The sequence below is a fragment of the Arthrobacter sp. B10-11 genome (genome assembly GCF_033142195.1).
Taxonomy (GTDB): Bacteria; Actinomycetota; Actinomycetes; order Actinomycetales; family Micrococcaceae; genus Arthrobacter; species Arthrobacter oryzae_C.
On the sequence record NZ_JAWMTH010000006.1, the window covers coordinates 111,874 to 124,865 of the forward strand.

General features: G+C 66.4%; 11 protein-coding genes. 7 read left to right on the top strand and 4 right to left on the bottom strand.

Translation table 11 applies throughout. From position 1 onward, the window contains the following. Positions 1 to 147 precede the first annotated feature (147 nt). From RW112_RS17865 to RW112_RS17875, 3 genes are all read left to right on the top strand, one after another. Entirely contained in the window at positions 148 to 1,530 is a 1,383-nt protein-coding gene (locus tag RW112_RS17865; protein WP_411709935.1) for an MFS transporter, read from the top strand. Positions 1,531 to 1,568: 38 nt separating this feature from the next. Continuing rightward, a complete protein-coding gene (locus tag RW112_RS17870) occupies positions 1,569 to 2,342 on the top strand; it encodes an SDR family NAD(P)-dependent oxidoreductase (RefSeq protein WP_317783046.1) in 774 nt (257 codons plus the stop codon). A gap of 89 nt (positions 2,343 to 2,431) precedes the next feature. Further along, on the top strand, positions 2,432 to 3,565 hold the full coding sequence (locus RW112_RS17875; protein ID WP_317783047.1) for a Rossmann fold nucleotide-binding protein: 1,134 nt from the start codon (positions 2,432 to 2,434) through the stop codon (positions 3,563 to 3,565). A 23-nt stretch (positions 3,566 to 3,588) separates the two neighbouring features. Here RW112_RS17875 and RW112_RS17880 read toward each other — a convergent pair whose 3' ends face one another. Together RW112_RS17880 and RW112_RS17885 are read right to left on the bottom strand one after the other, a co-directional pair. Next, on the bottom strand, positions 3,589 to 4,497 hold the full coding sequence (locus RW112_RS17880) for a matrixin family metalloprotease (RefSeq protein WP_317783048.1): 909 nt from the start codon (positions 4,495 to 4,497) through the stop codon (positions 3,589 to 3,591). Further along, positions 4,497 to 5,711 (bottom strand): VIT1/CCC1 transporter family protein, encoded by a 1,215-nt coding sequence (locus RW112_RS17885; protein ID WP_317783049.1) that lies wholly within the window; start codon positions 5,709 to 5,711, stop codon positions 4,497 to 4,499. The genes RW112_RS17880 and RW112_RS17885 overlap by 1 nt, the downstream gene beginning before the upstream one ends. Positions 5,712 to 6,013: 302 nt before the next feature. On the opposite strand from RW112_RS17885, the gene RW112_RS17890 reads away from it, so the two are divergent. Further along, positions 6,014 to 6,250: a hypothetical protein gene (locus tag RW112_RS17890; protein WP_317783050.1), complete on the top strand. Its 237-nt coding sequence runs from the start codon at positions 6,014 to 6,016 to the stop codon at positions 6,248 to 6,250. 88 nt (positions 6,251 to 6,338) lie between these two features. Here the strand turns inward: RW112_RS17890 and RW112_RS17895 are convergent, their stop codons facing one another. Then, on the bottom strand, positions 6,339 to 7,862 hold the full coding sequence (locus RW112_RS17895; protein WP_317783051.1) for a sodium:solute symporter: 1,524 nt from the start codon (positions 7,860 to 7,862) through the stop codon (positions 6,339 to 6,341). 299 nt (positions 7,863 to 8,161) lie between these two features. Between RW112_RS17895 and RW112_RS17900 the strand changes: the two genes are divergently transcribed. Continuing rightward, on the top strand, positions 8,162 to 8,737 hold the full coding sequence (locus tag RW112_RS17900) for a helix-turn-helix domain-containing protein (protein WP_305939904.1): 576 nt from the start codon (positions 8,162 to 8,164) through the stop codon (positions 8,735 to 8,737). Positions 8,738 to 8,784: 47 nt separating this feature from the next. On the opposite strand, the gene RW112_RS17905 is transcribed toward RW112_RS17900, so the two are convergent. Then, positions 8,785 to 10,761 carry an amino acid transporter gene (locus tag RW112_RS17905; protein WP_317783052.1) on the bottom strand — a complete coding sequence of 659 codons (1,977 nt, stop codon included), beginning with the start codon at positions 10,759 to 10,761 and terminating at the stop codon, positions 8,785 to 8,787. Between the two features lie 368 nt (positions 10,762 to 11,129). Here RW112_RS17905 and RW112_RS17910 point away from each other — a divergent pair, with 368 nt between their 5' ends. Both RW112_RS17910 and RW112_RS17915 read left to right on the top strand, forming a co-directional pair. Beyond that, positions 11,130 to 12,563 carry an ammonium transporter gene (locus tag RW112_RS17910; protein ID WP_317783053.1) on the top strand — a complete coding sequence of 478 codons (1,434 nt, stop codon included), beginning with the start codon at positions 11,130 to 11,132 and terminating at the stop codon, positions 12,561 to 12,563. Beyond that, positions 12,560 to 12,901: a P-II family nitrogen regulator gene (locus tag RW112_RS17915; RefSeq protein ID WP_317783054.1), complete on the top strand. Its 342-nt coding sequence runs from the start codon at positions 12,560 to 12,562 to the stop codon at positions 12,899 to 12,901. Before RW112_RS17910 ends, RW112_RS17915 begins: the two co-directional genes overlap by 4 nt. Positions 12,902 to 12,992: the final 91 nt, after the last annotated feature.

Below are 12,992 nucleotides of genomic sequence, written 5' to 3' on the forward strand. Positions count from 1 at the left end.
GTAACCCGGATCACGCTTCTATGATCTTTCTCATGTTCTTCCGTCAGATGTCAGACATCAGACTTAGCTAGTCAACCGACGGAATTCCCCAACAGCCCCTCGGATCCCGCCGCCGTCAAGGTGCCGCATCCGTCAGACAGAAGGTCGATGATGACTTCACTCTCCATGCACACCGCAGGACTCGGTGAGCTCGGCGAGCGCACGCTCCGTAAGGTACGCCGCCGCGTTATGCCGCTGATTGTCCTGCTTTACTTTGTTGCCTACCTTGACCGCAACAACGTGGGCTTCGCCAAACTCACCATGAGCGAGGACATCGGCCTCAGCGCCGCAGCCTACGGCCTTGGCGCCGGTATCTTCTTCCTCGGCTACGCGCTGCTGGAAGTTCCCAGCAACGCCGGAATGTACCGCTTCGGCGCACGCAAATGGCTCGCCCGGATCCTCATCACCTGGGGCATCTTCGCCACTGCCATGGCCCTGGTGAACGGCGAAAGCACCTACTACATCATCCGGTTCCTGCTGGGTGCGGCCGAGGCCGGGTTCTTCCCCGCCATCCTCTTCTACCTGACTCTGTGGTTCCCTGCCGCCCAGCGCGTCACGGTCCTGGGTATCTTCATCCTGGCCCAGCCGATTTCCAACGCGCTTGGTGCCCCCGTGTCCGGCCTGCTGCTGCAGATGGACGGCATCATGGGCCTGCACGGCTGGCAGTGGCTCTACATCATCGAGGGCATCCCCGCCATCCTTCTTGGCCTGCTGACCCCGATCCTCATGACCGACCGGCCGCGGGACGCCAAGTGGCTCAACGCTGACGAGCGCGAATGGCTGGCCACCACCATGGACGCCGAACTTGCCGCCAAGTCCAAGGGCGGAAACCACAACTTCCTGGCCGGCCTCAAGGACAAGCGGACCCTCATCTACTCGGCGCTGTACTTCGGCCTGGTCTGCGGCATCTACGGCCTGGGCCTCTGGATGCCCACCATTGTGGCTGCCCTGGGCAAGTTCTCCACCGCCGAGGTGGGCTTCATCGTCCTCATTCCCTACGCCATCGCAGCGGTCTTCGTGTACTTCTGGAGCAAGCGGGCGGACCGGACCGGCAAGCGTGCCTGGCACACTTCCGTCAGCATGGTCCTGGCCGGCATGGGCCTGCTCGCCGCGGGCTACCTGCTCCCGGTCAACCCCATCCTTGCCCTGATCGCCCTCACCGCCTCCGCCATGGGGATCTACGGCGCCATTGCACCGTTCCTGTCCATGCCGTCCGCGGCGCTCACCGGCGCGGCAGCTGCATCCGGCCTGGCACTGGTCAACTCCCTGGGCAACCTTGGCGGCTTCGTGGCACCCTACGCCGTCGGCCTGCTCAAGGACGCCACGGGCAACAACCAGAGCGGCCTGCTCTTCCTGTCCTTCTGCCTGTGTGTGACCGCCGTGGCCACCTACCTCTATGCCCGGAAGCGGCCGGAAGGTGACGCCGGCCTGGATCCCGCCGTTGCGGCCGCAGCCGCCGTGAAGGTGAACACCGGCAAAGTCCCTTCCTGATCTACCGAATTCCGACGAATCCCGACGAAAGATACACCATGACAACCAGCACATTTCCCGCCGAACGCACCGTCGTACTGACCGGGGCAGCCTCCGCCCGCGGCATCGGCCGCGCGGCCGCGGACCGGATGGCCAGCGAGGGCTGGTCCATCGCGATCCTGGACATCAACGCCGAGGACGCCAAGGCCGCCGCCGCCGAAATTGGCTCCAACCGTGCCGTGAAGGCCATCGGCGTCGGCGCTGATGTTTCCGACGCCGCCTCGGTGGACCGTGCGATCAGCGAAATCGAAGACACGCTGCCGCCGATCGTCGCCCTCGCGAACCTTGCGGGCATCAGTTCGCCCACCACGTTCATGGAGACCACGGTGGAGGAATGGGACAAGGTTTTCGCCATCAACATGCGCGGAACCTTCATCGTGTCCCAGCGTGTGCTGAAAGGCATGATCGAGCGCAAGCTCGGGCGCATCGTGAGCATCTCCTCGATTTCGGCCCAGCGCGGCGGCGGAACCTACTCCAAGGTGGCGTACAGCGCGTCGAAGGCCGGAATCATCGGCTTCACCCGGGCCCTGGCCCGTGAAGTGGGCGAATTCGGCGTCACTGTCAACGCGATTGCACCGGGCCCCATCGACACCGACATCATGGGCGGCACCCTGACCGAGGAGCGCAAGGCTCAGATGTCCGAAGGCATCATGATGGGGCGGGTGGGCACCCGTGAGGAAGTCGCCGCCCTGATCTCCTTCCTGCTCGGCCAGGATTCCGGCTACATCACCGCTGCCACGTACGACATCAACGGCGGACTGCAGGTCAGCTGACCGAAGGCCAGTCTCACAAACAGAGGGGTGCCCCCGGCGAGTTCCGCCGGGGGCACCCCTCTGTGTTTGCCGCGGACTAGGCTGGCAGCATGAACGCCGCCCGCAGCCTGAGCCCCAGTCCCAGAACCCTTGAGGTTGAAAGCCTGGACAGTTTTGACCGGCTGGTGAAGGCGGGCGTCCGCAGCATGCAGGGCTGGCACGCGCAGTCCCTGGACCTCCGCGGCCGGGCCGCTCCGCTGGAAGCGATGGACGCGCAGGGCGCCATCTTCCTGGGGTGCACGTTCGACGACGGCGTGGAGGATGCGCTTCGCAGCCGGGGCGCGCTCATCTTCCCCAAGCTGGAAACCGTGCCCTTTAATCCGTACCGGGGACAGCTCTACTCGCCGCAGGAACTCTACTTCGGTCCGCCGGGCGGCCGGTACGAATCAACGCTGGACGCCCGGATCTACCAGTGGAGCATCAGGCCCGGCCAGCGGCACCGGCTGGACTCCACGCTCGCCGCTGCCCTGCATGACCACTCGATCGGCGACGCCCTGGACGAACTGACCCGCTCCGAGCTGTGCCGCGGCCGCCCGATGGTCGGAGTCATGGGCGGCCACACCGCGAGGCGGGGCACTCCGGCCTTCGAGGAGGCGGCCATCGCCGGGAGGCTTTTAGCCAGGAGCGGCCGTGTGGTGGCCACGGGCGGCGGGCCGGGGGCCATGGAGGCCGCCAACATGGGCGCCTACCTCAGCGAACTGCCGGATGCCGACTTCCACGCGGCGTTGGCGCAACTGGAAGCCGTGCCGGGGTTCCGGCCCTCGGTGTCCGCGTGGGCGCGCACGGCAGCCGCCGTCGTCGAACGCCATCCGCACGGGACGCCGTCGCTGGGGGTTCCCACCTGGTTCTACGGCCACGAGCCGCCCAACTATTTCGCCACCCACATCGCAAAATACTTCGCCAACGCCATCCGGGAGGCGATCCTGCTGGAGTTGTGCGACGGCGGTGTGATCTTCCTGCCGGGGTCCGCCGGAACCCTGCAGGAAATCTTCCAGGACGCGTGCGAGAACTACTACGGAGCTTCCGAAACCATCAGGCCCATGGTCCTGGTGGGCCGTGAGCACTGGCAGCGCCGCTATCCGGCCTGGCCGTTGCTCCAGAGCCTGGCGGAGGGCAACGCCATGGAGGACAGGATCTTCCTGGTGGAGACGGTGGAGGAAGCCCTCGCTGTGGTGTCGCGCTAAGGGGCGGGACCGGCAGCGCCGGGCTAAAGGTCCTTGCGGCAGGCGGTCTTGCCCAGCTGGTAGAGACCGTTGAGGTCGCCGGCGGCGAGGCCGTCCGGGGCACCGATCTCGGGGTACATCAGCTGCAGCGGATCATCGACGTGTTCCAGCCCCATCACATGGGCCAGTTCGTGCAGGATGACGGCGGTGGCGTAGGCAGAACCTTGCGGCCGCTCGAGTTCGAGGGCGATCTGCGGGGCGTCGAGGTCCAGGCTTCCCGTAACGAACGTCTTCGGACCGCCGTCGAAGCTGTAGTGCGTGCTGCCTCCGGTGCCGATCACCTGCCCCTTCAGCTTGGCGGAGGCGTCCGGGGTGGTCCACGAGATGAGGAGCGGCGCCCAGCGCTCGCCGTACGCTTCAGGCTGGTACGGGTCGCGGTCCTCGGCAGGCGTCTCGGTGGAGGGACCGTCGTTGACGAACCGGATCCCGGTGGCGCGGGAAATCGTGCCGATGGCTTCTTCCACGAGGTCTTCGGATCCCGCTGGAGCCTGGCCGGCATTGACCACGTAGTGCAACGGTCGGCAGGGCGAATATCCAACGGGCGAGCCGTCGTCGTTGATGGCCAGGAACTTGAAGGAGTCACTGGCCAGGGGCGGCTCTTCCGCTGCTCCCAGCGGCGAGTCCGCTTCCTCCAGTCCGGGAGGAGGCGCGTCCGAACTGACTCCTTCCGGGGCTGTTCCCGGGTGCTGGTCCTCGGCCTGTCCGTTCGGGACGGCCGTATTGCGGAGCTGGAACAGCCCCACAAAGCGGGGATCACCGTAGAAGAGGCCGGCCGCCGTGAAGGCCGCCGCGGCGATCAGGGCGGTAAGCGCCGCCGTTCGCAGGATCCGGGCAACACCGCCCGGCCCGCCGGCATGCCGCGCACGGCGCTGCCGCCGTTGCGGATCTTCCACTAAGCGACCACGGCGCCGAAGGCCATTCCCAGCAGGTAGGTGACGGCGGCGGCCCCCATGCCGATGGCCAGCTGCCGGAAACCGCGGCTGGTCGGGGAGGTACCGGACAGCAGGCCGACGACGCCGCCGGTCAGCAGGAGAGCCATGCCCACCAGGACGGCGGAAACTACCAGCGCCGCGACACCGGTCATGCCAAGCAGGAACGGGATGATGGGAATGACGGCGCCGGAGGCGAAGAAGCAGAAGCTCGACGCCGCCGCACTCCAGGCGGTGCCCACCGCCTCATGCCGGTCCTCGGTGTCAGGGAGTTCGGGCTGGAGCGACAGGCTGGGATCGCAGTCGCAGGCCAGCAGGCCCATCCGTTCGGCCACCCGGTGTTCGGCGGCTTCCCGGGACATGCCGCGGGCCAGGTAGACCAGCAGCAGTTCGTTGTGCTCAATGTCCAGCCGCGGGGCGGCGGACAGGGTGATCTGCGTGGGCCGCGTTGCGGCCAGGAGCTCCCGCTGGGAACGGACCGAGATGAACTCGCCGGCGCCCATGGACAGTGCCCCGGCGAGGAGCCCGGCCACGCCGCTCAGAAGCACCACCTGGCTGCCGACTCCGGACGCGGCCATGCCCATGACCAGGGAGAGGTTGCTGACCAGGCCGTCATTCGCGCCGAACACCGCCGCCCTGAAGGAACCCGCCAGCCGGTTCCGGCCACGGGTGGCCAGTCCGCGGACCACTTCCTCGTGGATCTGTTCGTCGGCCACCATCGCAGGCGTGGCTGACGGGTCTGAGCCGTAGGGGGAGCGGCCCTCGGCGCGCTGTGCCAGGGCAAGGACGAAGACGGAGCCGAAATGGCGGGCCAGGAAGCCCAGCAGCTGGCTGCGGAGGGATGCCTGCCGGGGCTTGCCGGCGTGATCGCCGAGGAGCTGGAGCCAGTGGGCTTCGTGGCGGCCCTCGGCCTCGGCCAGGGCCAGCAGGATGTCCCGTTCCTCGCCGCGGCGGCTCTGGGCCAGGTCGCGGTAGACACGGGCCTCGGCACGTTCATCGGCGAGGTACTGGCGCCACCGCTTAATGTCGGCCGTGCTGGGCGAGGTGTCTGCGTTGGAGGTGTCTGCGTTGAGTCCGGCTGCGGAGGGGCTTCCGGTTGCGGGGGCTCCGGGGGCGCTGGCTGCGGGGCTGTGCGCGGGAAGGGCGTGGTTTCGGTCAGATTTAGCGTGCTGAGACACGAACACTCCTGGGCTAGATGGGGCGTGGTTCGGCCCCATTGCACCTCCAGCGTACCCCGGTTTTCCGCGGATTTTCGGCCGGTATTCCTCACCCGGAAGTTTAGGCTGACCTCAAATCTGGCCCTGGAACGGTCCCTTTCTGAGGGTTCCGGCTGAGCCAGGTGCACCGGCTCTTGACCGCGCGGGGCGCCGGTGCTGTGATGATTGCCAGGGCAGGTGCCTCCCCGGACCGGCCCCTGGCCGCATCACCAGACTGGCCGCATCACCAGGCTGGCCGCACACCAGACACGGAGGTTTGCACCATGGACACCACCGGATCACACCCCGCCCAGCCGGAACGGGACATCCTCGAATCCGATCCCGCCTATGACTTCGCCGAGGACGCGCCCATCGATGACGCCGCGGAAACCGAGGAAGAGGGGCTGCTCGAAGAAGCGGACCAGCTTGTTCCCCTGGCTGAGGAGGACTTCCTGGGCGACGAGAAACCCGTGGTGCCCCTGGGCGGGGAGGAATTCCTTGAACCGGAGGAAAACGAGTGACACATCCCCGGCGTTAGACCATCGAATCCGGCCTTAACAAACGACGGCGGTGCCTCCCGCGCAGGGGAGGCACCGCCGTCGTGCTGTGCTAGTCGACCAGGGCCGGAACCGGCTCTTCGTCGGAGGCCTTGCCGGCCACGCGGTCCCGCCAGTGCTGCATGACCCGGGGATCAGTCGGCTTGGTTGCCAGGGACACCGCGACGTACACGAGGCCTGACGCCAGCAGGCCGAAGTAGATCGGCTCGTTGGCGAAGACACCGTCCAGCGGTGCCGCGGCGTTGATCTCCAGGACGATCATGGTGCCGAGCGTGACCACAGTGCCCACGGCCATGGACGCCGCAGCCGCCACGCCGGTGCCCCTCTTCCAGACCAGGCCGCCGAGGATCGCGACCAGGAGTCCGCCCACCAGGATGTCGTAGGCGATGGTCAGTGCTGCCACGACATCCTTGGTGATGATGGCGATGAGAATGGCCACGATGCCCAGGCCCAGGACCCACATGCGGTTTGCTTTGACGTCGTGCTCGGGGTTGTCGGTGTCATCGGTGTTGATGTCCTTGCCGAACCAGCTGGCAACGAAGGGAAGCACGTCGGCGCGCGCCACTGTTGCAGCGGCGATCAGTGCTCCGGAAGCCGTGGACATCATGGCTGCAACGGCCGCTGCGAGCACCAGGCCGCCGATGCCGACGGGCAGCAGGCTCTGGGCCACCTCGGCGTAGACAACGTCCTTGCCCTCTGTTGCGACGTCGATCTCAGGGAGGGCCACCCGTGCGCCGAGTCCGATCAGGGCGCCGGCAGCGCCGTAGAGGATGCAGTAGATGCCGGCGGTGGCGCCGCCCCAGCGTGCCACACTGGGGGTTTTGGCGGTGAATACACGCTGCCAGATGTCCTGGCCGATCAGCAGGCCAAGGGTGTAGACCACGAAGTACGTGATGATGGTCTGGACGCCGATGCCGTCGATCTGGAAGAAGCTGTCCTCGACGCGGCTGCGGATGCCGTCCAGGCCGCCGGCTGCGTTGAGCGTGAAGGGCAGCATGAGGAAGAAGATGCCCACGGTCTTGATGACGAACTGGACCTGGTCCGCAAGGGTGATGGACCACATGCCTCCGATGGTGGAGTACACCAGGACAATGGCGCCGCCGATGGCAATGGCCAGGGCGCGGTCCCACCCGAACAGCACCACGAAGATGGTGGCGTAGGCGCCGGTGGAGGTGGCGCACAGCATGAGCGTGTAGGCCAGCATGACAATGCCGGAGGTCTGGGTGGCACGGCTGCCGTAGCGCAGCGTCAGCATCTGGGACACCGTGTAGATCTTCAGTTTCTGGATGGTGCCGGCGAAGAGCATGCTCAGCAGCAGCACTCCGACGCCGATGGCCACCACGAGCCACATGCCGGAGATCCCGAACTTGTAGCCGAGCCCCACGCCGCCCACCGTCGAGGCGCCGCCGAGTACGACAGCCGCCATGGTTCCCGTGTAAAGGAAGGGTCCGAGCCTGCGGCCGGCCACGAGGAAGTCGCTGTTGTTCTTGGTGCGGGATTTGCCCCACCAGCCGAAGGCCAGCATGGCGATCAGGTACACCACCACAATGGCGATGTTGACGAAGTTTGCGTCCATTAAGTGGGCTCCTTGGAGCGTGTCGGCAGCATGGCGGAGTTCGCGGGAGCGCGGTTGGGCGGCGCCGGAATTCCGCTGCTATAGAACGGGGGATGCAGGGGGAGATCCCTGAAGGTAACGAGCTGATTGCCTAATAGACAACACTTGTTGCCCGAAAGCGTATGTTGTGATCCGCGTAACAGTCAAGGCGGGCTGACACCATGGCCGGTTCCGCGTCATAAGGAAGCGCCACAGGGCGGGTATCCCGTTAGTATGGCTCCAGCAATGGGGCCGTGCGGCCGGCTGTGAAAGGTTCGTAAATGAAGGCTCTACCAGTTGAACCGAGCAACATTCCCGTTGCCATTGGTTCGCGCATCCGCGCTGCGCGCCAGTCCCAGCGGCTCACCATCGAGCAGGTGGCCGACGCCACGGGACTGACCAAAGGATTCCTGAGCCGGGTGGAACGCGACCTGACATCGCCGTCGGTGGCATCCCTGGTGACGATGTGCCAGGTGCTGTCGATCTCCATCGGAGACCTCTTTGCCGCACCGGAAACGCACCTCACCAAGAAGGACGAGGGCCCGCGGATTTCGCTCGGCGGCGAAGGCATCATTGAACGCCTGCTGACTGCACGCTCGGAACGGCGTGTCCAGATCATCCAGGCCGTGATCGAGCCCCGCGGCCGCGGTGAATCCGAGCTCTATGCCGTGGACTGCGACGTGGATGTCCTGCACGTGATCAAGGGACGCATCCGGCTGATCCTGACCAACGAGGAATACGAGCTCGGCACCGGCGATACCGTAACGTTCCCCGGCAGGGAACCGCACACCTGGGTCAACCCCACGGATGACGCTGTCGAGGTGCTCTGGGTACTGGTACCCGCCGCCAGCCGCTGAGACGGCTGGCCGGCCCGGCGGGCCAGCCGCTGAACCGGCTAGCCGGTTCAGCCCACATGGACCCAGGGCCGGCGGGTGACGTCGGGCTCGGCTTCGCGCAGGACTTCGCGGGTCACGGGGGCGATCTCACCCTCCCCGAACAGCAGGAACCGCGTCAGGTTGGTCAGCGGATTGCCCTCGGTCCAGCGGAAGTAGATGTGCGGCATCAGGCCCGTGACATCGCGCAGGTGCAGCAGCACGGCCGCCAGCGTGTTGGGCACGTTGTTGCTGTGGACTTCGAGGATGCGGAAACCGTGCCGGACCTTTCCCGTGACCAGGAGTTCCTGCTCGAAGTCCGAACTGTCGTCGACCAGGATCTCGATGAAGATCACGTCGCTGTCCGCCGGCAGGTGGTTGGCCAGCTGGGCGTGCTCCAGCTTGGCCCGGTACCGCGCGGCGCTGAGCCGCTTGGGCTCGTGCGCGATGAGCCGGATGGGCCCCTCTTCGCTGGCAGCCATGAATTCCAGGGCGCGTTCGTCCAGCCGGATATGGGTGGCCCGAAGCTCGAAGGACCGCCGGGCGCGGGATACGAAGCTGACCGCCACAATGCCGAGGATGAACATCGCCGCGATTTTCAGGCCGTCGGGGCGCTCCACCACGTTCGCCACGGTGGTGTAAATGAAGACGACGGCGATCGCACCGAATGCGGCCGTCCGGCCGCGTTGCTGCTTGCGCCGGGCGGACAGCGTGACGGCAATGGACGCGGAGGTCATCAACACCAGGACGCCGGTGGCGTACGCGCCGCCCTGTGCCTCGACGTCGGCCTCGAACACCACCGTGATGAGGAAGGCGACGGCGGTGAACACCAGTACCAGCGGCCGCACGGCCCGGGTCCAGGCCGGAGCCATGCCAAAACGCGGAAGGTAGCGCGGCACCAGGTTGAGGAGCCCCGCCATGGCGGAGGCGCCGGCGAACCAGAGGATGGCGATGGTGCTGACGTCGTAGACCGTCCCGAAACCGTCGCCCAGGTACTGGTGGGCGAGGAAGGCCAGGGCGCGGCCGTTGGCCTTGCCGCCCGGCTGGAACTCGGCGGCCGGGATGAGGAAAGTGGTGATGAAGCTGGACGCGATGAGGAACGCGCTCATGATCAGGGCGGCGGTGGTCAGCAGCTTGTGCGCGCCGCGGATCCGGCCGTCCGGCTTCGCTTCGGTATCCTCCGGGCCACCTTGGATTTGCGGCATGACGGCCACTCCCGTTTCGAAGCCGGAGAGGCCAAGGGCCAGCTTGGGGAACACCAGCAGGGCGATGCCGATCATCACCAGCGGGTTGCCGTGCTGCTGGTTGAGTGCTGCCCACCAGTCCGTGACCACGTGGGCCTCACTGAGGACATGGGCGAGGCCCACCAGCACCACCACCGCGTTGAGCAGCAGGAACACCGCCACCAAGGCCACCGCCACGTTGATGGCCTCCTTAAAGCCGCGGAGGAAGACGATGCCCAGGCCCGCAATCAGCGCCAGCGTGATGGCCACCTCCTGGCCGTGCAGGAAATCCGGAGCGAACGGGTTCTCGATGGCGTGCGCGCTGGCATCCGCGGCGGAAAGCGTGATGGTGATCATGAAGTCCGTGGCCGCGAACCCGAGAAGCGCCAGGACGAACAGCTTGCCGCCCCATCGCGGCAGGAGCCGTTCAAGCATGGCGATGGAACCCTCGCCGCGCGGGCTTTCCGCGGCCACCCTGCGGTACACCGGAAGGGCGCCGAGGAGCGTTACCGCCACCAGGATCACCGTGGCCAGCGGGGAGACCATACCTGCTGCAAGGGCGGCGATGGCGGGCTGGTAGCCGAGTGTGGAGAAATAGTCGACGCCGGTCAGGCACATGACCTTCCACCAGGGCTGGGGCGTGTGGTTGGCCTGCGGCTGTCCGTGCGGTCCCTGGCGTTTGCCTGATCCTTCGGGCATGCCCTCCAGCAGCCAGCTCCTGAGCCGGTGCGGCTTGCGGTTGAATCTGTCCGAGGGGTCGGCCGGCGGCCTGGTCAGCGTGGTCACGGTATCCTTTCACGCAGCGTGCCGTCGGCCGGTGCGGCCCCGTGTACTGCTCCTGCTTGGAGCGTAGGCCCGCGAAAGTGCCCGCGATGCGGGCCTTAACGAAACCTTTACGGCCTGTGTGACTGTGGTCACTGAATGGTGAGATGTACGTCACATTCTCGAAACCTGCCGGAAACCCAGGATTCATGCCCGGCCCTGCTGTTTAACATCCCCGAAAAGCATCTCGGCTATGACGGAAACACCGCCGTTGTAGCGTCGGATTTGGGGAACGCAGCGGCTCCCGCGTCCAGGGGGCTTGTTTCGTCGTTTTGAATGGTCTCGCCGCAGTCGGCGCCCAGGAGCGCCGCTTCTAGAGGAAGGCTCCCGTAATGAAGATCTCGCAACTCAATGTGGGAATGGCGGTGGATCCCACGGCTCTTGATCCCGGCGCCACAGCCTGGATGCTGGCGGCTTCCGCCTTGGTTTTGCTGATGACACCGGGCTTGGCGTTCTTCTATGGGGGCCTCGTGCGGATGAAATCCGTCCTGAACATCATGATGATGAGTTTTGGCGCCATGGGAGTTGTCGCCGTGGTCTGGGCGCTGTGGGGTTACGGGCTGGCGTTCGGTCCCGACGCCATGGGCGGGCTGGTCGGGGATCCGTTCGCCAACCCCGGGCTGAGCGGACTGACCAGCACCATCGGGGGCAAGGCGCCAGGGCTCCCGGACATGGTGTTCATCGGGTTCCAGGCCACGTTCGCCATCATCACGGTCGCGCTGATCAGCGGGGCAGTGGCCGAAAGGGTCAGGTTCGGGCCGTGGCTGCTTTTTGCCGCGTTTTGGGTGACCCTCGTTTACGCCCCGATCGCCCACTGGGTCTGGGGCGGCGGCCTCTTCGGCGCGACGGGCATCGTGGGCAGCAAGATCTCCGCGCTCGATTTCGCCGGCGGCACCGTGGTGCACATGAACGCCGGCATCGCCGGGCTGATGCTCGCCGTCGTGCTTGGAAAACGCCTGGGATTCATGAAGGATCCCAACATCCGTCCGCACAACCTTCCGTTCGTGATGCTCGGTGCGGGACTCCTGTGGTTCGGATGGTTCGGCTTCAACGCCGGCTCTGAACTTGCCGCCGATGCCACCGCCGGCCTCGCTTGGACCAACACCCTGCTGGCCACGAGCGCGGCTCTTTTGGGCTGGCTGTTGGTCGAGCGGCTCCGGGACGGCCACGCAACATCCCTCGGTGCAGCATCGGGAGCCGTTGCCGGCCTCGTTGCCGTCACCCCGGCCTGCGGATTCGTCGACCCTGTCGGCGCCATCGTGATCGGGGCTGTCGCCGGAGCGGTCTGCGCGCTCGCGGTGGGCCTCAAGTTCCGGCTCGGCCTCGACGACTCGCTGGACGTGGTGGCCGTGCACTTTGTCGGCGGTCTGTGGGGGACCCTCTCCCTGGGCTTCTTTGCCGTGCCGTCGGCCAAGACCGAGGGCGGGCTGTTCTACGGCGGCGGCCTGACCCAGTTCTGGCCCCAGATCCTCACGGCCCTCATCGTCACGGCCTGGAGTGCCATCATGACCACGCTGATCGGATACGCCATCCATAAGACGATGGGAATGCGGGTGTCCGAAGCCAACGAGCGGTCCGGAATCGACGTCACCGAGCATGCGGAAACGGCCTACGAGCTGCTCATGGTGGGGGGAACCTTCCACCCCGGCGAGCACCACGGCAAGCCGGCTCCAGCCGGCGCGGCCGGTGCGGTTGAAGCTGCGGAGGGCGGGCCGGACAAGGCTGGGGCGGTTGCCGAGCCGGACCGCAGCGGGGCCCGGAGATGAAACTCATCACGGCCATCATCCGGCCGGAAAAAGTCGAGTTGGTGCGGGCCGCCCTGGAAGGTTTTGGAGTCAGCGGCATGACGGTCAGCCAGGCAAGCGGCTACGGCCAGCAGCGCGGCCATGTGGAGGTCTATCGCGGAACGGAATACAACTCGGACCTTCTGCCGAAGGCCCGGGTGGAAGTCCTGGTCAACGAGGACGCCATGGACGGCGTCATGGCCGCCATCGAAGCCGGCGCCAGTACGGGACGATTCGGTGACGGCAAAATCTGGACCATCTCCGTTTCCGACGCCGTCCGGGTACGGACCGGGGAGAGGGGCCGGTCAGCCATCGATTGAGGACGCGGGGGATGGATTGGTAAACACTTGATGCACATTGGGAAACCGCGGTGTATGATGGGTGTCACACTACCGACCCATCCTCGAAGGA

Bases quoted from the DNA above. Each gene is read 5' to 3' on its own strand.
- RW112_RS17865 (WP_411709935.1), top strand. From the start codon at position 148: ATGATGACTTCACTCTCCATGCACACCGCAGGACTCGGTGAGCTCGGC.
- RW112_RS17870 (WP_317783046.1), top strand. From the start codon at position 1,569: ATGACAACCAGCACATTTCCCGCCGAACGCACCGTCGTACTGACCGGG.
- RW112_RS17875 (WP_317783047.1), top strand. From the start codon at position 2,432: ATGAACGCCGCCCGCAGCCTGAGCCCCAGTCCCAGAACCCTTGAGGTT.
- RW112_RS17890 (WP_317783050.1), top strand. From the start codon at position 6,014: ATGGACACCACCGGATCACACCCCGCCCAGCCGGAACGGGACATCCTC.
- RW112_RS17895 (WP_317783051.1), bottom strand. From the start codon at position 7,862: ATGGACGCAAACTTCGTCAACATCGCCATTGTGGTGGTGTACCTGATC.
- RW112_RS17900 (WP_305939904.1), top strand. From the start codon at position 8,162: ATGAAGGCTCTACCAGTTGAACCGAGCAACATTCCCGTTGCCATTGGT.
- RW112_RS17910 (WP_317783053.1), top strand. From the start codon at position 11,130: ATGAAGATCTCGCAACTCAATGTGGGAATGGCGGTGGATCCCACGGCT.
- RW112_RS17915 (WP_317783054.1), top strand. From the start codon at position 12,560: ATGAAACTCATCACGGCCATCATCCGGCCGGAAAAAGTCGAGTTGGTG.